General features: G+C 52.2%; 21 protein-coding genes. 14 read left to right on the top strand and 7 right to left on the bottom strand.

What is annotated here, in order from left to right; translation table 11 throughout:
* The first annotated feature begins 45 nt into the window (after positions 1 to 45).
* Genes RC74_RS04770 through RC74_RS04785 form a run of 4 tightly spaced genes read left to right on the top strand, consistent with a single transcriptional unit; the run spans position 46 to position 4,945 of the window.
* Complete coding sequence (locus RC74_RS04770) at positions 46 to 1,350, top strand: flagellar hook protein FlgE (protein ID WP_039002391.1); 1,305 nt, start codon at positions 46 to 48, stop codon at positions 1,348 to 1,350.
* A 26-nt stretch (positions 1,351 to 1,376) separates the two neighbouring features.
* Positions 1,377 to 2,825 carry a flagellar hook-associated protein FlgK gene (gene flgK / locus RC74_RS04775; protein ID WP_039002390.1) on the top strand — a complete coding sequence of 483 codons (1,449 nt, stop codon included), beginning with the start codon at positions 1,377 to 1,379 and terminating at the stop codon, positions 2,823 to 2,825.
* Positions 2,826 to 2,828: 3 nt separating this feature from the next.
* Positions 2,829 to 3,839, top strand: coding sequence for a flagellin (locus RC74_RS04780; RefSeq protein WP_039002389.1), 1,011 nt, complete (start codon positions 2,829 to 2,831; stop codon positions 3,837 to 3,839).
* Positions 3,836 to 4,945: a flagellar basal body P-ring protein FlgI gene (locus RC74_RS04785; RefSeq protein WP_039002388.1), complete on the top strand. Its 1,110-nt coding sequence runs from the start codon at positions 3,836 to 3,838 to the stop codon at positions 4,943 to 4,945. The genes RC74_RS04780 and RC74_RS04785 overlap by 4 nt, the downstream gene beginning before the upstream one ends.
* Positions 4,946 to 4,977: 32 nt before the next feature.
* Here RC74_RS04785 and RC74_RS04790 read toward each other — a convergent pair whose 3' ends face one another.
* The gene (locus RC74_RS04790) at positions 4,978 to 5,895 is read right to left on the bottom strand and encodes a lysophospholipid acyltransferase family protein (protein ID WP_052274850.1); all 918 of its coding nucleotides are present in this window, start codon (positions 5,893 to 5,895) and stop codon (positions 4,978 to 4,980) included.
* A 153-nt stretch (positions 5,896 to 6,048) separates the two neighbouring features.
* Between RC74_RS04790 and pseF the strand changes: the two genes are divergently transcribed.
* The 4 genes from pseF to pseI are packed head-to-tail and all read left to right on the top strand — an operon-like array spanning position 6,049 to position 9,345.
* Positions 6,049 to 6,765, top strand: a complete 717-nt coding sequence (gene pseF, locus RC74_RS04795) for a pseudaminic acid cytidylyltransferase (RefSeq protein ID WP_039002387.1) — start codon at positions 6,049 to 6,051, stop codon at positions 6,763 to 6,765.
* Positions 6,743 to 7,387 carry a hypothetical protein gene (locus RC74_RS22480; RefSeq protein WP_062628140.1) on the top strand — a complete coding sequence of 215 codons (645 nt, stop codon included), beginning with the start codon at positions 6,743 to 6,745 and terminating at the stop codon, positions 7,385 to 7,387. Before pseF ends, RC74_RS22480 begins: the two co-directional genes overlap by 23 nt.
* A gap of 19 nt (positions 7,388 to 7,406) precedes the next feature.
* The gene (locus RC74_RS04805) at positions 7,407 to 8,306 is read left to right on the top strand and encodes a GNAT family N-acetyltransferase (RefSeq protein ID WP_062628141.1); all 900 of its coding nucleotides are present in this window, start codon (positions 7,407 to 7,409) and stop codon (positions 8,304 to 8,306) included.
* A complete protein-coding gene (gene pseI / locus RC74_RS04810; RefSeq protein WP_039002386.1) occupies positions 8,296 to 9,345 on the top strand; it encodes a pseudaminic acid synthase in 1,050 nt (349 codons plus the stop codon). The genes RC74_RS04805 and pseI overlap by 11 nt, the downstream gene beginning before the upstream one ends.
* On the opposite strand, the gene RC74_RS04815 is transcribed toward pseI, so the two are convergent.
* The 4 genes from RC74_RS04815 to RC74_RS04830 all read right to left on the bottom strand — a co-directional run bounded on the left by RC74_RS04815 (position 9,342) and on the right by RC74_RS04830 (position 13,737).
* Entirely contained in the window at positions 9,342 to 10,436 is a 1,095-nt protein-coding gene (locus RC74_RS04815; protein ID WP_039002385.1) for a glycosyltransferase family protein, read from the bottom strand. The genes pseI and RC74_RS04815 overlap by 4 nt on opposite strands.
* Positions 10,426 to 11,574, bottom strand: coding sequence for a UDP-4-amino-4,6-dideoxy-N-acetyl-beta-L-altrosamine transaminase (pseC, locus tag RC74_RS04820; RefSeq protein ID WP_039002384.1), 1,149 nt, complete (start codon positions 11,572 to 11,574; stop codon positions 10,426 to 10,428). The genes RC74_RS04815 and pseC overlap by 11 nt, the downstream gene beginning before the upstream one ends.
* Positions 11,574 to 12,572, bottom strand: a complete 999-nt coding sequence (pseB, locus tag RC74_RS04825; protein ID WP_039002383.1) for a UDP-N-acetylglucosamine 4,6-dehydratase (inverting) — start codon at positions 12,570 to 12,572, stop codon at positions 11,574 to 11,576. The genes pseC and pseB overlap by 1 nt, the downstream gene beginning before the upstream one ends.
* Before the next feature lie 118 nt (positions 12,573 to 12,690).
* Positions 12,691 to 13,737 (bottom strand): putative sugar O-methyltransferase, encoded by a 1,047-nt coding sequence (locus tag RC74_RS04830; protein WP_062628142.1) that lies wholly within the window; start codon positions 13,735 to 13,737, stop codon positions 12,691 to 12,693.
* A gap of 222 nt (positions 13,738 to 13,959) precedes the next feature.
* Between RC74_RS04830 and RC74_RS04835 the strand changes: the two genes are divergently transcribed.
* The 4 genes from RC74_RS04835 to RC74_RS04850 are packed head-to-tail and all read left to right on the top strand — an operon-like array spanning position 13,960 to position 17,524.
* Positions 13,960 to 15,531 carry a caspase family protein gene (locus tag RC74_RS04835; RefSeq protein WP_052274840.1) on the top strand — a complete coding sequence of 524 codons (1,572 nt, stop codon included), beginning with the start codon at positions 13,960 to 13,962 and terminating at the stop codon, positions 15,529 to 15,531.
* Entirely contained in the window at positions 15,501 to 16,208 is a 708-nt protein-coding gene (locus RC74_RS04840) for a hypothetical protein (RefSeq protein ID WP_039002381.1), read from the top strand. The genes RC74_RS04835 and RC74_RS04840 overlap by 31 nt, the downstream gene beginning before the upstream one ends.
* Positions 16,209 to 16,218: 10 nt before the next feature.
* A complete protein-coding gene (locus RC74_RS04845; RefSeq protein ID WP_039002380.1) occupies positions 16,219 to 16,650 on the top strand; it encodes a hypothetical protein in 432 nt (143 codons plus the stop codon).
* 34 nt (positions 16,651 to 16,684) lie between these two features.
* Positions 16,685 to 17,524: a hypothetical protein gene (locus RC74_RS04850; protein ID WP_039002379.1), complete on the top strand. Its 840-nt coding sequence runs from the start codon at positions 16,685 to 16,687 to the stop codon at positions 17,522 to 17,524.
* Positions 17,525 to 17,538: 14 nt separating this feature from the next.
* Here the strand turns inward: RC74_RS04850 and RC74_RS04855 are convergent, their stop codons facing one another.
* Both RC74_RS04855 and RC74_RS04860 read right to left on the bottom strand, forming a co-directional pair.
* Positions 17,539 to 18,627 (bottom strand): class I SAM-dependent methyltransferase, encoded by a 1,089-nt coding sequence (locus tag RC74_RS04855; protein ID WP_039002378.1) that lies wholly within the window; start codon positions 18,625 to 18,627, stop codon positions 17,539 to 17,541.
* Between the two features lie 66 nt (positions 18,628 to 18,693).
* Positions 18,694 to 19,479 carry a M15 family metallopeptidase gene (locus tag RC74_RS04860; protein WP_236940028.1) on the bottom strand — a complete coding sequence of 262 codons (786 nt, stop codon included), beginning with the start codon at positions 19,477 to 19,479 and terminating at the stop codon, positions 18,694 to 18,696.
* A 230-nt stretch (positions 19,480 to 19,709) separates the two neighbouring features.
* Between RC74_RS04860 and RC74_RS04865 the strand changes: the two genes are divergently transcribed.
* A complete protein-coding gene (locus RC74_RS04865; protein WP_039002448.1) occupies positions 19,710 to 20,303 on the top strand; it encodes an OmpA family protein in 594 nt (197 codons plus the stop codon).
* Between the two features lie 54 nt (positions 20,304 to 20,357).
* On the top strand, positions 20,358 to 22,541 hold the full coding sequence (locus RC74_RS04870; RefSeq protein WP_039002376.1) for a serine/threonine protein kinase: 2,184 nt from the start codon (positions 20,358 to 20,360) through the stop codon (positions 22,539 to 22,541).
* The last annotated feature ends 9 nt before the right edge of the window (positions 22,542 to 22,550 follow it).

The raw sequence follows: 22,550 nt of genomic DNA on the forward strand, positions 1-22,550 counted from the left end.
TGTCGTTGTAGACCATTGGTCAGTGCAGCAGAAAGGCGCATTTACATGACGATATCATCTTCCCTAAGTGCCGGCGTAGCCGGGCTTAGCGCAAACGCAACCCGTTTGGCTACTATTTCAGATAACATCGCTAACTCTGGTACCTATGGGTACAAACGTGCGACTGCGGCTTTTCAATCCTTTGTTATTAATGGTGAGCCAGGCGCAGGCTCCTATTCCGCAGGGGGCGTTCGTGCTACCACAAGTCGTCTTATTGACGAGCGCGGTCCTCTCATTGCCACAAGCCATCCTCTAGATATTGCCGTTTCCGGACGCGGTATGTTGCCCGTAACTGCGGAGGTTTCTATATCTGCGACTGGTGACGACCCCATGATGATGACTACCACCGGGTCCTTTCGGACAGATGCAAATGGAGTTCTAAAGACAGAAACGGGCCTCGTTCTTTTGGGCTGGCCTGCAGATGCAGATGGTACAATTCCAACATTCGCTCGGGATACGACGTCCGGCCTCGAACCCGTCGTCATCAATGTAAACCAGTCCGCCGGCGACCCTACTACCGCTCTCAATCTTGGTGTGAACCTTCCCGCAACAGAAACTGAGGCCGGTTCATCCGGCGAAACCTTGCCGCTGTCCGTAGAGTATTTTGGAAACTTGGGAACTTCGGAAACACTAGGTGTAACTTTCACGCCAACGGTACCGGGGAGTGGGTCCTCAAACGAATGGACAATGCTAATTACGGACTCGGCACAGGCTGGTGGGACGGTCGGGGAGTATACTCTGACTTTCGATGACAGTCGCGCAAATGGGGGTACGTTGCAATCCGTCGTTGCCGTTTCAGGTGGGGCATATAATGCGACCGATGGGACGCTGGACCTCGTAGTCGCGGGTGGCAATTTGGAAATGACCATTGGAACGCTTGGGGATCCAAACGGCTTGACCCAGCTTTCAGACAGTTTTGCGCCGACATCCATTACGAAAGACGGCTCACCAGTGGGCAACCTGACATCAGTGGAGATTGACGCCAATGGCTATATCAACGCGACCTACGATACAGGTTTCACCCGGACGATTTATCAGGTTCCCTTGGTTGACGTGGCAAACCCTAATGCTTTGACGTCCCTTAACAATCAAGCATTTCAAGTATCGCCAAACTCAGGTTCATTTTTCCTTTGGGATGCTGGTGACGGCCCAACCGGCGAGGTTTCCGGATTTGCGCGTGAGGGCTCAACTACAGATGTCGCAGGCGAGCTCACGAACTTGATCCAAACCCAACGAGCCTATTCTTCAAATGCGAAAGTCATCCAAACCGTCGACGAAATGTTGCAAGAGACGACCAACATTAAGCGATAGTCGGGGGAAATGAGTGAGGAAAAGCAATGAGTTTAACATCTTCATTTTCGAACGCTCTGAGTGGGCTTTCGGCTTCATCGCGAGCCGCACAAGTCGTTTCCTCAAACATTGCCAACTCCCTCACCGAGGGATACGCAACCCGCAGACTCGAGCTCTCTTCCCAGTCATTGGCTGGGAATGGGGCTGGGGTGCAAATCGAAGGCATATTTCGAAATGTTGACTCCGGCCTCATTTCTGATCGTCGGGTGGCGCAAGCGGAATTGGGAAACGCTTCTGTATTAAGCGAGTTCCTTGGCGAACTAGAGCGGACAATTGGCATTCCTGAGGACGCGGGCTCCCTAAATCAGGAAATCAGTGCCCTTGAAACCGCACTCATAGAGGCCTCTAGTCGGCCGGATTCCACGCCGCGATTAAATGCCGTCTTGATTGCGGCAAATGATGTGACGCAAAAATTCAAAACCGTGTCTGATGACATACAGAACATGCGAATGTCCGCAGACCATGAAATTGGTGCGCAGGTGGCGTTTCTCAATGATAGTTTACAAAAGATTGAAGAGCTAAACGACCACATTCTTGCGCAAACATCTTCTGGTCATGATGCCACCGGTTTGATGGATCAACGGCAGGCCATGATTGACCAGATTGCCGAAATTGTTCCATTAAAAGAGGTGGCACGCGACAGGAACACAGTTGCCCTTTTCACCACCGGAGGCGCAGTGCTCCTTGACGGCCGTGCTGGTGAGTTTCAGTTCGCTGGCGTCAGCACAATCGTTCCTCAAATGACGCTCGAATCAGGGGCGCTCTCGGGGATTTCGCTCAACGGGTACCCGATTGATACAACCGCCGAACGAAACAGCATCAATGGTGGTTCCCTCGCTTCGTTGTTCGAAGTCCGGGATGAAATCGCCGTTCTGGCACAATCAGATCTCGATGCCATTGCACGCAATCTTGTCGAGCGATTTTCCGACCCTGCTGTAGACAACACGACTGCAGGGGGTCTCTTCACCGATTCTGGGGCAGCCTTTAACCCCTTGAATGAGTCTGCACTTTCCACTCGTTTGGCGCTAGCAGCATCTGTTGACCCAGCCCAAGGGGGCGAAGTGTGGCGCTTAAGAGATGGTCTTGGTGCAGTAACTGCAGGTGAGGTTGGTGATGCGTCAAAGCTTCAAGCCATGATTGATGCCCTGCGCTCCCCAATTGCACCAGCTTCGGGCAGTTTTGCGTCGTCAGCACGCTCATTGAATGACCTATCGGCCGATTTTCTTTCGTCCATTGGGGTGCAAAGACAGTCGCGTGAAAGTGACGTTAGTTTTGCAGCCACAAAAACAACCGCGCTGCAATCGCAGGAGAAGGCATATGGAGTCGACTCCGATCAGGAAATGCAAAAACTTCTTCTTGTTGAGCGTAGTTATGCCGCGAATGCCAAGGTTATTCAGTCGATTGACCAAATGCTCGACTTATTGATGGGGCTTTAAAATATGATGTTTTCCTCATTTGGTGATCAAGCGCGCACTTTCATGCTTAGCCGTCAGAACGCACAGCTCAAGACAGAAATGGATAGGCTCTCCCTTGAGCTTTCTAGCGGAAGAGTCGCCGATACCTCCAAGGCTGTTCGCGGGGATTTCACTGGTTTAAGTGAAATTGAAGAAGCGGCGGCTTCCCTGGGCGCGTATAAAACCGCGAATTCGGAAGCGGCATTATTCGTGGAGAATGCGCAGTCAGTTCTTGGCTTCATTCAAGGGTTAACTGGTGAGGCGGCGCCAGCGCTCCTTATGGCCTCAAATACCAACAACAATGAACTCGTTGACGCCACCACCTCCGATATCAAACAGAAATTCGAGTCTGTAGTTTCCGCTCTAAATACTCAAACAACAGGCCGAGCACTATTTTCCGGAAGGGCGACTGACACAGCCGCTCTTGCTTCCGTGGACGATATGCTCGCGGATTTAACACCACTTCTTGCAACCGAAACAACGGCGGCCGGGGCGCTTGCAGTTATTGATTCTTGGTTTGACGACGCGGGTGGGGGGTTCGAGACAATTGGGTATACGGGCTCACAGACCACACTCTCGCCATTTAAGATTGGTCCGGGGCGAGAAGCACATTTTGAAATTACAGCAGCCGATCCCGGAATTCGAGGTGTATTGAAAGGTCTTGCCATCGCGGCTCTCATTTCCGAGGGGACTATGAGTGCCTTCGCCTCCGAAAGGCAAATCCTCCTTCAAAGTGCTGGCGAGGCCCTTTTGTCAAATGAGAACGAAATATCAGGCTTAAGAGCAGCAACGGGCACTGCCGAAGCCCATATCGACGAAATGCGCGTTCAGAACGAAACAGAAATACACGCGTTGGATTTGGCGCGCACGAGAGTACTGGGAGCCGACCCCTACACTGCAGCGACGGAACTTGAAGCGGTGCAAATTCAACTCGAGACGCTTTACACAGTAACTGCGCGACTATCGCGCCTAAATCTAGTGGACTTTTTAAGATGATCAGAAGAATTCTGGCACTTTTTACTATCCTACTGGTGAGTTCAACCGGCCTCACCCATGCATCACCCGTCAGGATTAAAGATCTGGTTGAGTTTGATGGCGTCCGAAGTAACGACCTTGTTGGTTATGGATTAGTTGTTGGCCTAGATGGTACCGGCGACGGACTAAGAAACGCTCCCTTTACAGAAGAAATTATGTCAAACATCCTCGAGAGGCTTGGGGTAAATGTAACCGGTGAACAATTCCGACCTAAGAATGTTGCCGGTGTATTTGTAACAGCTACCCTCCCGCCGTTTGCAAGAGCGGGCAGTATGATTGACGTAACTGTTTCCACAATGGGCGACGCAAAGAGCCTCGCTGGTGGCACGCTTGTTATGACACCGTTGAACGCCGCAGACGGTGAAATCTACGTGGTCAGTCAAGGCTCGATTATTGCTGGAGGGGCTTTCGCAGAAGGAGAGTCAGCGAGCATAACGCGGGGCGTACCTACTTCAGGTACAATTCCAGCTGGAGGAAGGGTTGAACGCGAAATTGATTTTAACTTTGCTGCCATCAAACAAATGCGGCTTGCACTTCGCACGCCGGACTTTACAACAGCCGAGCGGATCGAGAGGGCGATTAATAGGGAATTCGGTCGCAGGGTCGCGTTAATGCTGGATGCAGGAACCGTGCAAATTGATATTCCTGCCACTAAAATGGCCTCCGCAGCTCATGCAATTGGGCGCATAGAAAACGTTGATGTGGAGCCACAAAGAAAAGCCCGCGTTGTGGTCGACCAGCGATCTGGCACGATCGTTATGGGCGAGGATGTTAGAATTAGCAGAGTTGCCGTGTCACAGGGAAACCTAACCATTCGCATTCAGGAAGAACCTCTCGTTGCGCAACCAAACCCGTTTTCAGATGGGCGGGAAGTCGTTGTTCCCCGTACAAATATTGATGTACGACAGGATCCAATAACAGGATTAGCCGAAGTGTCGGGCGGAACCTCTCTCTCGGAAGTCGTTCAAGGGTTGAACGCCTTAGGAGTTTCTTCGCGGGATCTTATAGATATTCTAAAAACAATTAAGGCTGCCGGTGCCCTGCATGCGGAGTTCATTGTGAATTAGATCAATCACGGGACAGCAAACACCTGAATGCCCTACTCCGGCGAACCTGCGGCTTTCCATCGGCGATGAATCCACAACCATTGGTCCATGTTTTCCCGAACCCTTTTCTCAAGACTATCATTTAGAGCCTGTGTCATCTCTTCGGCACTTCCAATCGGGACAGGTTCTTCAAGTTCAATTCGAAAATTCAACCCGTCTTCTTGGCGGATCGCGTAACAGGGTATTAAAACAGCGTTGTATTTTAGGGCCAACTGCGCAGCAGAAAGCGCGGTTTGCGCAGGTTGCCCGAAAAAAGTGAGCGGTGCACCTTGTCCCATATGCTGGTCAATCAAGATCGCCAGAGTTCCCCCAGAGCGCAAAAACTTAACCATCTGCGCCATTCCGCGACGCCCACGCTGAAAGAGAGGCTGCCCGATTTTAGAAATGGTCGACACATAGTAATCATTAAAGAACGCGTTTTTCATGGGACGATAGAGACCCCCAACATCAAAGCCCTGGTCAATCATTTTCGCGCGAACGACATCATAATTTCCAAAATGCCCCGAAACAAGAATCGCGGATTGCTTTGATACGCGCGCCTTTTCAAGAGCTTCAAGTCCTGGTCCATTGAGTGTTGTTTTCCGCGCAATTTCCAAAAACTCGCCCGGAGAAAACAACTCGATCATCGTGCGCCCAAAATTTTCTGGCACAGCACGAGTTAAACGCTCTTTTTCGACGGGATCAATATTAGGGAGCACAAGATCAAGATTTACGCGGATTCGGCGCCGGTATCCAGCGACAGGGGCGACAATATGTTTAAAAAACCAGCCACCAATTCGAATTCTCAATGGATAGGGCACGAGGTGCAACACCGCCAAAATGATCCGAATAAACCAAAACAACAGACGATCCCGAAACGGGCCATCTGGCTTTGGAGCAGCCGTGGTTTCGTGTAGGTTCTCTTGCGACATGGGGCGATCACTTCTTTTTCTTTCAACGCTATATACCTGAAACATCCGCTGTTCCAAGGCAATTGAGCGCCCGCGTTCTGCACCTTGTTCCGTGAAACAGGATATGATCTATTGCTGTCAACGACTTGAGATTAAAACCAAAGGAAGTTCGCAGTGCACGAAAAGGCCATAGCAATTCTTCCTGCGCGGGGTGGATCAAAGCGCATTCCGCGGAAAAACATTCTTGATTTCCATGGGAAACCAGCAATCGGATGGCCGATTCAGGCTGCCCAACAGAGTTCATGTTTTGACCGAGTTATTGTAACGACGGATGATGCCGAAATCGCCCGAGTCTCTCAAACTCTGGGGGCCGAAGTTCCCTTTTTGCGGGACTCTACCTTGGCCGACGATTTCACGGGAACGACGGATGTGATCCGTGATGCGGTGGAGAAATTGAACCTCCCACCAAAAACACTTGTATGCTGCATATACCCGACGGCACTCTTTCTTTCGGGAAATGACCTTGCCAGAGGGAAAGACCAGTTGACCGAGAATGTTAACTGGGTTTTGTCTCTTGGCGAATATGCCACGCCGATTGACCGCGCATATGGAATGATCGATGCAACAGGGCGAGTCGCAGCAAGGAACCCCGAGAAAATGCCCATGCGTTCCCAAGATTTGGAACCCGCGTACTTTGACGCGGGGCAGTTCTATTGGGCCCGAGCAGAAACTTGGCTCGATAAAAACGCGCGCGTTTGGGACGGAGCAGCTTCGGTGATTTTGCCGCCGGAACGGTGTATCGACATAGACACGCCTACAGATTGGCGTCGCGCCGAGCATCAGTTTGCCCTTTTGGAAATGGAGAAAAATGCGTCTTCTCATCCGGACTGACGGCGATACGATCATTGGTGGCGGTCATGTCATGCGGTGCCTAACATTGGCGAACGAGGCGACGGCGCGCGGGCACCACGTTGAATTTGTTATGGCTGCAAGGCTCAATACCATGTCACAACGGGTTCGGGATTCTGGCTTCAAGGTCCACGATATCAGTCCAAGTTCGCCTCCCCCCCATGACCCGGCGGGCCCTGCCCACAGCAATTGGCTGGCGACTTCATGGCAAGAGGACGCACGGGCGACGGCTGAGGCCGCCCAGAAATTCGACCCCGACTGGATCATTTGGGATCACTATGGGCTGGATGCACGCTGGACCCACGAAGTTCGAAGCGCGACGTCTACCGCGCAATTCATGGCGATCGACGATTTGGATGACCGCGCGTTGGGGTCCGAGCGTGTTCTTGATCAAACTCGAATGTCAGAAACGGCGCGCCTCAATCCCGCCGATGCCACACTTACAGGTGCCAGTTTTGCCCTTCTTAGACCCGAATTCGCTGCATTGCGGCCCACGGCCCTCGCCGGTCGAAATGATACCGTCACACGCATCCTTATTGCGCCGGGTATGGTCGACGGCTCTGGATTGGCCCCCCGCACTGCGAGCGCTCGCCGCATTTCCTGATATCGAAGTCGAAGTGGTTATGGGATCTTCAAGCCAAACCGTAACCGAGGTTGAAACTCTTTTGGCGACACGTCCAATGGCAACGCTCGCTTTGGATGCCGACAACATGGCCGAGCGCATGGCGCTGGCCGATTTATGTATCGGAGCGGGAGGCATGACAAGCTGGGAGCGTTGCTGTCTCGGCCTTCCCGCTATGGCCATTTGTACCGCGGACAACCAGAAAGCCGTGCTCGACGCCCTTGATCGCGCGGGGGCCGTGACTGCGCTTTCCTTGGAGCAAGCCCGCAATCCCAACATATTACACCACGCCCTCATCCGGACAATTTCCAAGTGCCAAAATATGTCGAAAGCAGCCGCTGGGTTGTGTGACGGTTTGGGGGCTGGACGCGTGATGGACGTGCTTGATGCAAAGCTGAGGCCAATGGAATTGGGCGATACCAAAACGTTATTTGAGTGGCGAAACCAATCGCATATTCGTGCTGCCAGCCTCGACACGGATGAACTTGTTTGGAGCGATCACGAAAGCTGGATGCAGAAAACCTCGCGCGGAAACGAAGGTCTGTGGATGATCTATAGCGAAGGCTCGCGCGATTTAGGACACGTGAATGCGCAAATCGTGGCCGGAAAAACCTGGTCGTGGGGGTTTTATGTGGGCGCGGAAAATCCGCCACGCGGTGCCGGACAACGTATGTTGGCGGCCTTCCTGAAGGTTCTGTTCGATCGGCGGGATGTTATCGCACTTGAAGCAAAAGTCCGCGTTGAAAACACACGTTCAATTGCCTTGCACAAGCGGTTCGGATTTCGTCAAATAGGCGACGATGATCCTCAAGTCCTTGCGTTCCGACTTGACCGATGCGATGTGAAATTGGCCGCGGGTTTCTGGCAGCCAGTCAAAGGAGAAAACAGCGATGCACCCTAAATTTTCAATCGCAGGACGGTCCATTGGAACGGAGCATTCTCCTTATATCATTGCCGAATTGTCAGGCAATCATAACGGCGATCTTGATCGCGCATTGGCGTTGGTGGATGCTGCGGCAACAACGGGTGCAGATGCAGTAAAGCTGCAAACCTACACCGCCGACACGATTACAATTGATGTTGATCGCCCCGAATTTCGCATTTCAGGCGGGCTTTGGGATGGTCGCAGCCTGCATGAATTGTATCAGGAGGCCAGCACCCCTTGGGACTGGCATAAAGCCCTTTTCGCCCGCGCGAAGTCCCATAATCTGCACTGTTTTTCGTCGCCTTTTGACCCCACCGCCGTTGATTTCCTCGCTGGATTTAATGTTCCCGCCTACAAAATCGCATCTTTTGAGCTGGTTGACACACCGCTCATTCGCAAAGTCGCCGCTCAGGGCAAACCAATGATCATGTCCACTGGAGTGGCCAATTACGCCGAAATTGAAGACGCGTTACGCGCCGCCCGTGAGGGTGGGGCCACCGAAATTTGCCTCCTGCATTGTATCTCAGCATACCCCGCCAAACCGGAGGAAATGCGTCTCGGAACCATTGAAGCACTGGCAAAAGCCTTTGGCGTAACTGTTGGCCTTTCCGACCACACGTTGGGATCTGCGGTCGCTGTGGCCTCGATTGCACGGGGTGCGACCGTCATCGAAAAGCACATGACCCTCGCGCGCGCCGACGGCGGACCAGATGCGGACTTCTCGCTTGAGCCAGACGAGTTTACGCAATTGGTCGCCGACTGCCGCATGGCGCACGCAGCATTGGGCGAACCACGTTTTGATCGTGCAGGCGTTGGCGGTACAAACGCGACCTTCCGGCGATCGCTTTATATCGTTGAAGACGTTGCGGAAGGCGCGGTTTTGACGGAAGCAAATCTAAGATCAATCCGCCCTGGTTTGGGCCTCGCGCCCAAACACCTGCCCAGCGCCCTTGGCAAAACGGCAAATCGCACTCTTAAACGGGGTGAACCTTTGGCTTGGGATATGTTTTCTTAACCAGCCCGCACATCAAACATGTGGTTTTCAATCGCTTCGGCGGCGCGGTTCAAATTGGCGTCAAACGCGCCAAACCGCGCCCGAATTGAATCATAAACGGGATCTGGCTCCGACAGGGAGCGCACGAACGTCTCCAGCGTTTCCGCGTCCGAAATCTGTTGCAACTCGGAAAAAATTTCCACGTCTTCGGCAAAAACGGCAGCAGGTTTCCTGGAATAGATGCAATCCAGCACAGTCGTTGAAGTCGGCGAAATCATCGCGTCGCAAAGGTCAATCGCGTCGTGAATGGACGCCTTAGCCAAGGGGCCTGAATAGTAGTGTGAGAACAGTACATTCGGATGCTTCTGCGCGAGGGCTTTGTCATGACTACGGTGATTTTTGCGCACTTTTCCACGGTGGGACCGAATGATGATCCCCATATCTGGATGGTTCGTAAGAATGGAATCCATCAGGTTATAAAAATGCGAAATATGGTCACCAGAATAGCGCCCTTTGCCCCAACGGAAGGATTGGCACACCAACAACCGCTTGGGATATCGGGCGACCCAGTCGTCAACTTCAGGACCCCAATTATTGGCGGGCAAGATGTTTTTCTTCGTAAATCCAACAACCTGAACGCGCTCCGCACTTGCAGGCTCAAACAGGTCTCTGTTTTTCCCAAGGGGCTCCCAAAACAAAAGGCGCTGCGAATAATACGCCATGGGCCCATCCGTAAGCGGCCCATTCACACCCAACTGATAGGCGCCGTGTTGTAGGAAAATGCTCTGCTGTCCGGTGTTGCGAATATGCGTTCCGCGTTGTTTGCGGGTGGTCGAATCCCAGTTTGGATCGGCAATCGTAAGAACTGCATCGGCTTTGTTGATGTCGCTTTTATAAAAGAGTTTCATCCGCCATTTGGACGCCGGCTCGGGCATGAAACCTTCGCTGTTGAAGGCTTGAGTAAGACGCTTTTCTTTGCGCAACAGTTTCGAGTAAACGAAGGCGCGCACATCAACGTTGCCGCGCTTATGCAGGCGCGCGAGAACCGGATAGGTGCTCTCAACATCTGGCATTCCGTTAAGATACGCCAAAAGGACGGGTTTATATGACATTCAATGCCGCCGAGAGGCTCGAGACGACTTGGTCCTGATCTTGATCGGTTAGACCGAAATACAACGGGATGCTGATCGCGCGTTTATAGTAGGATTCTGCGTTGGGATAGTCGCCCCAGTTGAACCCACGGTTGCGCCAATACGCTTGCGTATGGACCGGAATATAATGCACATTTACGCCAATCCCCGCCGCCCGCAGCGCCGCAAAAACCACCGCTCGATTGTCCACCTGAATAGGGTAGAGATGGAACGCAGAATAAGCGTTAGCCGATTGGGCTGGGCAGGTCAGCGGGAGGTCCGTTAGAAGCCTGTCATAGCGCGTTGCCAGTTGATTTCGGCGTTCCACAAACTCCGCAAGGCGGGTCATTTGCGAACAGCCCAATGCGGCCTGCAACTCGGTCATGCGATAGTTGTATCCCAACGCAACCTGCTCATACGCCCACGGACCATCAAGCTCTTCACCGGTCAATGAAGCCGGATCGCGCGTTACACCATGCGAGCGATAAAGCTCCATGCGCCGTGCAAGTTCTGGGTCTTGGGTGGTGGCAAGCCCGCCTTCTGCGGTGGTGACAATTTTTACGGGGTGAAAGGAAAACACGGTGATATCACTATGCGTGCAATCGCCCACGGGCTGGCCTTGGTATGCGGCCCCGATGGCGTGAGATGCGTCTTCGATAATGCGCACACCATATTGTTTGGCAAGCGCCCCAATCCGGTCCATCGCTGGGCTTTGCCCCGCAAAATGCACAGGAATCAAAACCTTAGGCAAAGTTCCAGCACGCTCCGCCGCAGCCAATTTTTCGGCAAGGGCGTCGGGACACATCATGTAGGTTTGCGGATCCGTATCCACAAACGAAACATCTGCACCGCAATATAGCCCCACATTTGCCGAGGCGACAAAGGTGTTCGGAACGGTCCACAACCAATCGCCACGCCCTAGGTCCAACGCCATACACGCGATATGCAACGCTGACGTCGCCGAATTCACCGCGACGCCAAAAGCCGCGTTGCAGGAACTGGCAACCGCTGCTTCAAAGGCTGGAACGGCGGGGCCTTGCGTGAGGTAGTCTGATCGCAAAACCCTTACGACCGCTTCAATATCCTCATCCGAAATCTCTTGGCGGCCATATGGGATCATTAGAATTTACCGATTTTACCACTGTTCGCGGCAATCCATTCTTGAAGCTCCGCGACGCCCATCCACTCGGAATTTCCGTCCGAAGTATACTCAAAATCTTCGGCAACTTTTTTGCCGTCTTTGATCCGATATGGGTCTTTTGACCAATTGTGAATCGCAGGAATGATTTTGAAATACTTGTCGTATTCATACGTGTGGGGCGCGTCTTCGACACCGATCATCTGCTCGTGCAATTTCTCGCCGGGGCGGATGCCAATGGTCTCTTGTTTTGCTCCGGGAACAACCGCCGATGCAATGTCGAGGATGTTCATGGACGGAATTTTGCGCACGTAAGTTTCGCCGCCAACCATATCCTCAAACGCGTGCCAAACCAGATCAACACCCTCTTCAAGGGAAATCATGAAGCGAGTCATCCGTGGATCGGTGATCGGCAGCGATCCTTTTTCTTTGAGGCTATCGAAAAACGGAATAACCGACCCACGCGAGCCCATAACATTGCCGTACCGCACCACAGAAAAGCGGCATTTGTCGGCGCCGGAATAGGAATTCCCCGCGACAAAAAGCTTGTCGGACGCCAATTTCGTCGCGCCATAAAGGTTCACGGGGCTCGAGGCCTTATCCGTGCTCAAGGCAACACAGCGCTTCACGCCTTTGTCGATACAGGCATCAATCACGTTCATCGCGCCATTAATGTTGGTTTTGACACATTCAAACGGGTTATATTCCGCGATCGGCACGATTTTGGTGGCCGCGGCATGAACAACAAAATCCACATCATCCAGCGCGCGCATCAAGCGGTCGCGGTCGCGGACGTCACCGATGAAAAACCGCACACGTGGGTCATCGCCATAGGTTTTGGCCATTTCCCATTGTTTCATCTCGTCGCGCGAATAGATGATGATGCGCTTAGGATTGTACTTTTCAAGCGTCATAGGAACGAAATGCGATCCAAAAGAGCCAGTTCCGCCAGTCAGGAGAATTGTAGAGCCGGTCAGCATATTTTGTCCCTTATGAGGTTGTTGATTGCTCGTTTTACATAGGCGAGCGTTAGAAGTTTTTAAACCTCGCGCAAGTCGATGTCCACAACAAGCGTTTCACGTGATCAAGGCGCGCGGTTTAGGATTTAGGGCTGCGTTCCAAAACGATAACTTCGGACTGGTATTTCCCATCCTCCGAGAGGGCGCCATGAACAAAACTATCGCGGGCCAAGACGTCAAAACCATCAAATTTCTCGACGATAAATCCGGTTGTGACCTGCTCAAGAACCCCGATATCCCCACTCTTTTCGGCGACTTTTTTGCCAATCGCATGATTGCGGACCAATACGTTTCGCGCGATCAGTGGCTTAATGATCGATATGTAATTGGCCACCACGTCAGGTTCCATTTCCTGAAACGACATGAAATTCGCAAAGAGATCAAACTGTCCTTTTAGCTTTGGCAATTGCCACGGACACAGGACCACGGCGCTATACTTACCTTTCAGGTCATCAAGATCAATTTCATCCATCAAACGGCTCTGGGAATAATCCAACACACGATCCGCCCCAAAGACCTGTTGCAGGTACCACGTCGAAACGGCAGCAACGGGCGGGATGTCGACATTCACATAAATTCCATTGGATTGGGCCTTGAGGAATATCTCGCCAAGCGTGCCAAATCCGCCGCCAATTTCCAAACAGCTTGCAAAATCCGAGGTGTCGACTTCGCGCTTCAAAAGGTTGAGAGCGCGCATGTAATTGAGCATGGGATAACTATAGGCCCGCCCATCAAATTCAAAACGTTCACCGTCAACATCGGTGCTTTCACTCACCTTATCCAGATCCAAACCACCCGATCGCTCACTGGCGCGGTACAAGCGATAATCCGCGCGGGCGCGATCAGAATGCGTGAGTCTCGTGGCCCAGCGCTTGCGTTTGCGCGGCGGTAATTTAGCCAAGATCGGGTCAAGGATATGCCGCCAACGGCTATAGGTATTGGACGCATAGACCGGAACGTAAAAGAAGCGCGCAGAGGGATGGGTACGGAAACTGGAAATCCCAAATTCCTGTATATCGTCTACAATTTTCTTGAGGCCACTGTTCCAAAAGTTCGTCGGTTTAAACTCTTGCGGGGCGGACTCCATATCGGTCAACATATCGTCAAGAACAGAAGTTTTCGCCATCATCGTGGTCCTTTAATCAATTGGAACCTCCCCAGTAAACCCAGAGAATTTCAGGCATTTATGCAGGCTAGAGGACTGTTTGCAACCGCTCTCTTGTCTTGGCAATTCAAGCCGCACCCATCGCAAACCATACTATTTGCGGATATGAGAACATATACTTACACCTATGGTGTGGCTAACATGGGGTTGAAAATCGCCAATTTGAATCTTGAAAGACTGTAAATGCGCATTATTATTGCACTCCTTATCTCAATACTGGCAATCACACCTACGGTTGCCCTCGCGGGTGGTCGCGTGGCCCTTTTGATCGGCAATTCAGACTATAGCCGCCCAGATCTTGCGCTTCCAAACCCCAAGAATGACGTTATCGCGCTGGCCGAGTCCCTCAGAAATTTGGGCTTTTCCGTGACTGAAGTTATCGACCAAAGCTCGCAGGGCATGCAAGTGTCGTTGTCTGCCTTTCAAGCTGAGGCAGCTTCCGCCGAGATCGCGTTGTTTTTCTATGCAGGGCATGGCGTTCAAATTGGAGGCCAAAACTACCTAATCGGCACGGATATCGACACAATCAATGAAGAAGACCTACGCCGCGCTTCGATGACATTGACCCAAGTGCGCGACGTCTTTGAGGCCGCAGCGCCAGACATTGGGATGCTCATTTTGGACGCATGCCGCAACAACCCGTTCGCCGATGCAGGGCAGGTGGAAAAAGGATTGGTGCGCACCAAAGGGGGCGCGGGTTTGCTCATCGCCTATGCCACTGATCCTGGAAATGTTGCCTTTGATGGCACGGGCGCAAACAGTGTGTTTACCTCTGCTCTTCTGAAAAACTTGGCGACCCCCGGACTTGAGGCGCGATTGATGTTGGGCCGCGTGCGCCAACAAGTGGTTCTTGAGACGCAGGGCCAACAGGTGCCGTGGGTTGAGGAAGCCGTTCTGGGCGAGCATTATTTCGTTCCAGCAAGTATTGATGCGGCCCCGAAGGACCCAAATACGCTCGAATTCGCCGAATGGCGCAGAATCTCCGGCAGCACAAATCCCGCCGAATTCAGCGCATATTTGGAGCAGTTCCCCGATGGCCTGTTTGCGGATTTTGCCCGCGACCGCGTGGCGATGTTGCAAAAAAGCCAGACAATTTCTGGCAACAGCCAAGACCTCCTCGCCTCTGCCGACATTGAACAAGTGAGTGCCGCGCTGGCCGCATTGGGGTTCTACGCGTCCAATGACACCGCGCAAGCGGGCATAACCCGCAATCTAAATGCCGACATCGAAGTCGCGATGAATGCCTATCGTTCGCAATTGGCCCTCCCCAATGACGCGAGCCTTGAACAGTTATTTACCGACGCAGGCCAAGGTTCAATGTTCCTTGCCGCCACAACCCTGCAACGCATGCGCACCGATATCGTTGCCCTGCGCAGCGTTGATCGCACCCGTGTCATCGCCCAAACTGCGCTTGTGCAAATCACAGAAATTGCCCTGACCAACCCCGATGCCCTCCCCATTTTGGAAATTGCCAAAAAAGATATGCAAGCCATTGAGGACTCTCGTGATACGATTTTACAAAGGCTTGATCAAAGTCGCACATATTACGACGAAATCCTCAATCGGGCCGTACTCTTTATGCCCAAAGGGGCGACGGTCGCCCTCATTGGCGGCGAAGAGCGCTCCCGCGATATGGGGCTAAATAACCAACGACTATTCAACGACGCAAATTTATTTTTGAAACATATTTCTGACGCGAATGAATCACAAAAAGGAAGTTACGCATGGCTCGTAGACGTTATTTCAGAGGGCTAACACTCCTTACAACCGTGGCTTCGCTTGCCCTTGTCGCCTGCGGCCCCACGCAAACCAGTCCTAAAAAGATGGCCATTGCGCCAACGACAACCGTCTCAGCAAGTTCCGCGGAAAAGCAACTTCAACGGCAAGCCACCGCGATGCAAAAAACCATCCTAGAAGGTGCGGTCGCAGGGGCTCTCCTCGCGGGAGCTTTGAGCTCGAACAGAAGGGGTGCGATTTCAATCGGCCCTGCCATTGGCTTTGGCATGGTCATCGGCGGATCGGCGGGAACCTACGTCGCGTTTCTTCAGAAACAGTACAGCAACAATGAGCAACGCCTCAACGCTGTGAAGTCTGATATCGACGCGAATTCCGCCGAAATTCAACAAACAATAAATGTCATGCGGGAAGTTCTGGCCGTTCAGGAAGCGGAGCTTAAATCCGTGCGCGCGCGGGTAAATAGTGGCGCATCGCCGGAAGCTTTGTACGCCGAACTCGCCGATGCCAATGCGAACTTGCTCAATATGCAGTTGGCTATTGAAGGGGCGGACCGACGTCAAGCCGAGTTAGGTCAGGTTCGTGGCCTTGTGTTGGCCAACAATAACACATCCTTAATCGACCCCGACCTCGCCGCCTTGGCGCAACAAATTACGTCGATGAAAGCCATCGCCAATGATCTAGAAAACCAGTTGTAGGGGCAAATAAATGCGTAAATTTCTACCGATTCTCGGCTGTAGTTTCCTTCTGTCCGCCTGTGTTTCGAGCAGCGATCCTGCGGACGGCGGTTTTTTTAATGGTGTTCAAGGCATTTCGTCTGGCGGCTATGACGCGCGGATTGATGAGCGTGAGCAGGCCGTTGTCGCCTCCCAAAGCCGCAATTCGGATTTGCGGGCCGAGCAAGCCAACTTACAGACGCAAATCAAGGCATCCGAAAGTGACCTTGCAAAACTGAAGTTCACAATCCTCCAGCAAAAAAATGCGCTGTCGGGAATGGACCCGCAAACCAGCGCGCGTGTGAACGCGGTGTTAAATGCGAAACCTTCTGGAGCGACGGACCAATCCAAGCTTGCGGCTTTGCAAAAAACCATTTCTGATGCCAAGGCCCTCTCGGCTGAATTGGCGAAACTTGCGGCTTAAGACCTTTTAAGAACCGAAAACACGGGACAATGTGATGCAACAAGACGAAGAGTTTGGAGATTTCAAAAAGGCCCTCACATCCCCCGTTTGCCCCCATTGTAAAGCGGCCATTTCCGCGCATCAGGTTCTGCAGCCTGGGCATTGTGGCGCTGAACCTTGCTTCCTTGCGCATATTTCCCGTGGTGTTCAGGCGCAAAAAGACCAGAGAGAACAAGACTATATTGAACGGCAAAACTCTGCAAAAGAAGGGAAGGCATCCGCCCTTGCAACAGCCGCGTTCCACCTAAATTGCGACACGGACGACCTTCTGATTGCGGTCGTCCCCTTCCAAAACAACCCAGTTGAGCCCCTCCCTCCCGCGCACCGCGAAGCCTTCCAGCAGCATTTGGAAAAAATCATCGAAGAGGCGTTCGCCCTTGGTTCAAGTGCCCTTGAGAACGCCGAAATTTCACCAAATTCCAGTGCCGAGCATTCAATAATCGATGCCGCCTGTAGTACCTGCCAAGGGTTCTGTTGTGCGAGAGGTGGCGGTGAAAATCATGCGTTCCTCACTGTAAAAACAATTCTAGGCTACCTCAGTCAAAATCAGGAATTACTTCAGGAGGACGTCGTTGCGCATTATATGGACGCCCTTCCCCAAGCATCCGTTCGGGCGGCTTGCGTGTTTCAATCGGATCAAGGCTGCACCCTTGAACGCACCTCGCGCGCAGCTTTGTGCAATACATTCTACTGTCATGATCTTTTTGCCATGCATGATCTCACGAAGGGGCGCTCCGACGTCCGCATGGCAATTATTGGTGTGAACGACGACACGCCCGCAAAGGTATCCGCCTTTAGTGAAATCGCGGGCCAAATCTGTATGGACCCCGCCTAATCGCCATTTCCGAGTCAAACACCCGCCTTAAACCCCATCGCTCGCGACGCCTTAAGGATTGGGTCCCAAATGGTGGAGGCAATGGGCGGGGGAAATTGCGCAAAACTGCCGGTAAATTCGGCATCGCGGCGCAATTTGTTTGCATCTGATTGGCTCACTTGGGTAATATAAATTTGACGCTCGACCCGCGCACATCCAAGCTCCTTAAATCGATGTTCGAATATAGTGTAAGGTGCGATAATCAAAGTACCCGGACTCACGGTTTTTATGATCTGATCCTCTAGCTGTCTTAGCATTTCGATATGGCGCATGGGTCGGTAAAAATACACAACGTCATAGTTATCATAATGCGCATAATTCAACCCATCTGCTTCGATGACGTTACAGCGATCCGCTCGGGTATTCTTAAAGAGAGTCTCAGCGGCGGCAACGTAACCTGGATCAAATTCGAGTCCGTCTGCGCGATCAAAAAATGCCGAAGCGCTCAAAACTTTCAACCCGCCGCCGCATCCCACATCTAGAAACCGAACCGGATGCCTTGGACGTCGCGCCAACAGGATACGTCGCGCGGCATGGACATGCTCAATAAACACACTCTGTGGGAAGGCGATGTCGGCAAAACACCCGTGCTCGCGGGCCGTTTCATTCTGCTTGGTATTATTCAAAGTCTTGTAAAGGGAATCCAACAATTGGTCATTGACCATATTCTGCGAAATCGAAATGTCATCCGTGGCAACGGAAGGTTTAAACAATTTGCGCCTTTGTGGCGGAATTTGATTGCGGATGAGGGTTTCAATTGCGGACCATTGGGTCATCCATGTGCGAGAATGGGTGGCTTCACTGGTCAGTTCGGCCCATTTCTGCGTCTCAAGAGCAGAGAGCGAACCGTTCAATTCGACTTCAGCCGTGCGCGCATTCGTTATTTCGGGGACAAAAAACAGAAACTTTCGGGCAACCATTGAGATTCGGCTCATCGCCAACGTGGCGCGTGCCGTATCGGCCTGCTCCGATTTGATCAACTCGGCACCGACAACTTCGACCAAATCACGAAGCTCATTCAAAATGTCCTTCAACTCGGACTTTAATTCACCGACTTGTTTCAATTTTCTCCCCTAGATTTTAGGCAGTCTCTCTCGGCGACACGCAACATGAATGGAAGGATAATCGCGTCAAATCTTACCTTCCAAACGCCATTGCTCCAGCATCTGCCGACTGATTTCAAAATGCATCGAATCTTCCCGGGTGAAACCCGCGCCCCAGACCCAGCCTTCTTCGTTAAAAAAATCCGCCAAAATGGTCAGGCCCAATTGGGTCTTTCCATCGCCCAGCGTATCAAGGTGTCCGTCGATATTTAGATCAACAGCCAAGCCAAAGGAATGGGTAGACGTGCGCCCAACGGTGCCACGAATTTGCCGCACACAAAGCGCGCCAGCAGTGTTTATGCGCTCATAAAGGTCGGGGTCCGTTGCGCGAACTTTTTCAAACACACGGTTCAAACTATCGACCGCAGGCTGAAGCATATTCACTTTTATCGGCCCCACATCTGCCAAAACCAACAGATCCTTAAGTTTTGGATTGGTCATCGGTTCGCAATCGTCGCTCAGAACTTCCCTAGGTCGCCCCAAGAAAGATTCCAAAAAAGACGGCCCACCCACCACAATTCCCTTGTTTACTTCGCGTCGGTTTGCAATCAAAACCACCTGTGCATAAGCATCCAAAATGGTATTCGGTCCCTCTTTTACAAAAGGTTGGTCGTTCATCTGAGGCATAGCCTGCGGAGCCGACCCCAATTGCTGAACTTGATTTTGCAGAGCTTCGATCTGGCCACGAAGCGCTTCGATCTGCTGTCGCAACCCTTCAATCTCAATCCGTGCGCCGCTGTCAATTCCGGGTTCATTGGAATAATCGTCCTGCCCGCGACCTGTTTGAATGACCAGCCAAGCTAGGGCTACCAAAAGCAAAACAATCGTCAGGACAACAATGGGGATGAGGCGCTTCAGTGGAAATATTCCTGATTGATCTATTCGTTTAATGTTTGCGGTAAGCCTTGCCGCGTGTCAACAGTCACGCAATATACAGCGTGATACTGGCCATCTTCAAGAATTATGAAAGTGATTTTAAAAGCAAGCCATGTTACGGTAATCATGAAGAACATTTATGTTCCATTTCAATGGAGTTTTTAGGCATGACAAAACACGGTTTAATCCTTTTCACATCAGCTATAGTGGCGCTCACGACTTTCGGCTCCCCTGTATTTTCGCAATCCACCAACGATATGACCGCTGAGGAAATGACAGAACGGTTTAGTGCCCAAAAAACCCGTGGCCTTGTTGTTGCGGTTCCCGCCAACGAAAATGCGACCGAAACCGATGCAGCGGCACAAGAGACTGTTGCGGCCACCGTCGCTCCAACAGCGGAACTGAACACGGATATTGTCCCCAAGGACGAACAAGTAAATCTGAATGTTTCCTTTGATTTTGACTCAGCGGCCTTGCGCAGCGATCAACTCCCAAAGCTGGTTGAATTATGCTCAGCTCTCAAAGCGGCCGATGTTCAACAAATTCGTATTCTTGGGCACACGGATGCCTCCGGTTCTGCGGAGTATAACGAACGCCTTTCAAAATTGCGGGCCGAAGAAGTTAAACGTTTCCTTGTCACCGACTGCGGGTTCCCTGAGGATCGTATGGAAGCGCTTGGCGTTGGCGAACGCAATCTGTTTGATCCCGCAGACCCCAATGCCGATAAAAACCGTCGGGTCGAGTTTCAGGCACTTGGCTAAATTCGGTGCAAGCCGTTCCTCCACACCCCCTAAAGAATCGCGCAAGGATATTCTGTGAATTCAAATAGCAATCGCGGTATTTTTCAGATCGGCGATGTGCTGAACAATACTTACAGAATTGAAAAAGTCCTTGGTCGCGGTGGTACATCCGAAGTGTACCTCGCCACCAGTGTAATTTCTGGTCGCGTCATGGCACTCAAAGCGCTGCGACCAGAGTACTCGTTGGATGAGGATTTTCGCGCGCTGATGACTCGCGAAGAGGACATGCGCGAAATCCGTCATGATGCAATTGTGCGGTATTATGACAACCAACAGACCGACAGCGGGCTGATCTATTTGGTGATGGATTATGTCGAAGGGCCGGGACTTGATAGAAAAATCAAGGACGGTGGGATGCCCGCCGACGAGCTGCTCATTTTGTGCAAACGCGTCACCGAAGGGTTGGTCGCGGCCCACAAGAAAAACATCGTTCATCGTGACCTTTCACCAGATAATATAATTCTGCGCGACGGCAATCCGCATGATGCCGTGATCATTGATTTTGGCATTGCAAAGGATACCAATCCTGGTGCCGAGACGGTTGTTGGCAATGAATTCGCAGGCAAGTACGCCTATGCCGCACCCGAACAACTTAGCGGTCAAACGGATGCCCGTGCGGACATCTATTCCCTCGGCGCGCTTTTGCTGGCGACCTACCGAGGTAAAGCGCCCGATATTGGCAACAACCCGATGGAGGTCATCAAGCGAAAGTCAGAGGTCCTTGATACATCTGGCGTTCCAGAACCCCTAAAATCGCTCCTTGATGCCATGACGCGCCCCGACCGCGAGTTTCGTTTGCAATCAGCACAAGCAGTCCTTGATCGACTTCAGAACCCACAGGATAGCACCTCGGAAATTCCGACGGATTTGGAGGACATGGACCGCACAGTCATCGCCCCACTTTCCAAGGCCAAGCCCAAAACCACACCCTCCGCCTCCCCTAAAACAACTGAGAACAAGAGCACGCGCCAAGATCCACAACCTCCTAAAAAATCGCGCAGCCTCCTTATCCCTACTCTAGCGGTCCTGCTGGTTTTGGCAGGCGGCGCCGGCGGATATTTTTCTGGGTTGTTCGGCGGACTTGTCACGACGAGCTACCCTGTTGCCGATCCCTTTACCTTCGTGGCCAGTCGTTCGGAAAACGGAACTGCACAGGCGGTTGGCAACGTTCCTTCCGAAGACATACAGCTGGAACTGACCCAATTAATAACCAAGTTGGGCGGCTCAGCAGAGTTGACTTTGGCCAGTGGAGAGATTGCCGAAACTTGGGGGAAAGATGTCCTGCAGTTGGTCAATAATGTTAGTGGCCTGCCCGAATGGCGCGTCCTCCTGAATGCCAATCAAGTGCGCATCACGGGCCTCACCAATGACGCGTCTGAACAGCAACGCCTAAATGATTTATTCGCCGGAAACGGTATTCCCGCCGGTTTAACCGGTACCGCGAATATTGAACTGGGACCCCGAATCCTACCGGTTGCCGCGCTCCTACCAGCACTCAACGGCTATGCCGATTGCGGCGAGTTACAAGTCATCAACCCGCCCGCGATTGGCTATTCCAATGCCGACGTGATCAGTGTCACGGGCCGTGTTGCGAGCGATACCACGCAGGGAAATTTGGCGGAAACTTTGGCCGCGATTATTGGCGAGCGATCCCTCGATCTAGACTTCGAGGTGCTAAATCCCACTCTTTGTTCGATAAGCGGCGCCCTGCCTATGGTCCCGACGGGCGGCGTTGGCGTCACCTTTGGATTGGGGCCAGACAACACACCAAACCCAACGGGCACATTCTTTGTTGGGGACAATCCCATCATCGACATCACCTTGCCCGCCGACCTCACGGATGGGTATTTATTCGTATCTGCCTTGGATGTTTCGGGTAGTGTTTTTCACCTTTTGCCTAACGTATTGATCAAAGATAACAGCATCGCCTCCTTGCGCGATGGACGCAGCGGACCAATCGACATTCGGGTTGCTTACAGTCTTGATGACGCGGCAGATGGCAGTAAATTGGCGTTCAATGTCGATGCCACATCGCTGGGGAAAACCCAAATTATCGCGATCTACTCTGACACACAAATATTCGATGGCATACGCCCAACAACGGAATCCGCTGGCGGTTATGCGGCGGCTCTCAAGGCACGTTCGGGCACAATTCGCTCGCTTGATAGCCGGATACTCACCACGGCAGAAAGGCCATAAATCAGGTCA

Source organism: Falsihalocynthiibacter arcticus (genome assembly GCF_000812665.2).
GTDB classification, from domain to species: domain Bacteria; phylum Pseudomonadota; class Alphaproteobacteria; order Rhodobacterales; family Rhodobacteraceae; genus Falsihalocynthiibacter; species Falsihalocynthiibacter arcticus.

What these genes read in the sequence shown, in the direction of transcription:
- RC74_RS04835 (WP_052274840.1), top strand. Translation starts at nt 13,960, where the DNA reads ATGCGCATTATTATTGCACTCCTTATCTCAATACTGGCAATCACACCT.
- RC74_RS04780 (WP_039002389.1), top strand. Translation starts at nt 2,829, where the DNA reads ATGATGTTTTCCTCATTTGGTGATCAAGCGCGCACTTTCATGCTTAGC.
- flgK (WP_039002390.1), top strand. Translation starts at nt 1,377, where the DNA reads ATGAGTTTAACATCTTCATTTTCGAACGCTCTGAGTGGGCTTTCGGCT.
- RC74_RS04840 (WP_039002381.1), top strand. Translation starts at nt 15,501, where the DNA reads ATGGCTCGTAGACGTTATTTCAGAGGGCTAACACTCCTTACAACCGTG.
- RC74_RS04770 (WP_039002391.1), top strand. Translation starts at nt 46, where the DNA reads ATGACGATATCATCTTCCCTAAGTGCCGGCGTAGCCGGGCTTAGCGCA.
- pseI (WP_039002386.1), top strand. Translation starts at nt 8,296, where the DNA reads ATGCACCCTAAATTTTCAATCGCAGGACGGTCCATTGGAACGGAGCAT.
- RC74_RS04850 (WP_039002379.1), top strand. Translation starts at nt 16,685, where the DNA reads ATGCAACAAGACGAAGAGTTTGGAGATTTCAAAAAGGCCCTCACATCC.
- RC74_RS04865 (WP_039002448.1), top strand. Translation starts at nt 19,710, where the DNA reads ATGACAAAACACGGTTTAATCCTTTTCACATCAGCTATAGTGGCGCTC.
- pseC (WP_039002384.1), bottom strand. Translation starts at nt 11,574, where the DNA reads ATGATCCCATATGGCCGCCAAGAGATTTCGGATGAGGATATTGAAGCG.
- RC74_RS04785 (WP_039002388.1), top strand. Translation starts at nt 3,836, where the DNA reads ATGATCAGAAGAATTCTGGCACTTTTTACTATCCTACTGGTGAGTTCA.
- RC74_RS04805 (WP_062628141.1), top strand. Translation starts at nt 7,407, where the DNA reads ATGGGATCTTCAAGCCAAACCGTAACCGAGGTTGAAACTCTTTTGGCG.
- RC74_RS04790 (WP_052274850.1), bottom strand. Translation starts at nt 5,895, where the DNA reads ATGTCGCAAGAGAACCTACACGAAACCACGGCTGCTCCAAAGCCAGAT.
- RC74_RS04830 (WP_062628142.1), bottom strand. Translation starts at nt 13,737, where the DNA reads ATGGCGAAAACTTCTGTTCTTGACGATATGTTGACCGATATGGAGTCC.
- RC74_RS04815 (WP_039002385.1), bottom strand. Translation starts at nt 10,436, where the DNA reads ATGTCATATAAACCCGTCCTTTTGGCGTATCTTAACGGAATGCCAGAT.
- pseB (WP_039002383.1), bottom strand. Translation starts at nt 12,572, where the DNA reads ATGCTGACCGGCTCTACAATTCTCCTGACTGGCGGAACTGGCTCTTTT.
- RC74_RS22480 (WP_062628140.1), top strand. Translation starts at nt 6,743, where the DNA reads ATGCGTCTTCTCATCCGGACTGACGGCGATACGATCATTGGTGGCGGT.
- RC74_RS04845 (WP_039002380.1), top strand. Translation starts at nt 16,219, where the DNA reads ATGCGTAAATTTCTACCGATTCTCGGCTGTAGTTTCCTTCTGTCCGCC.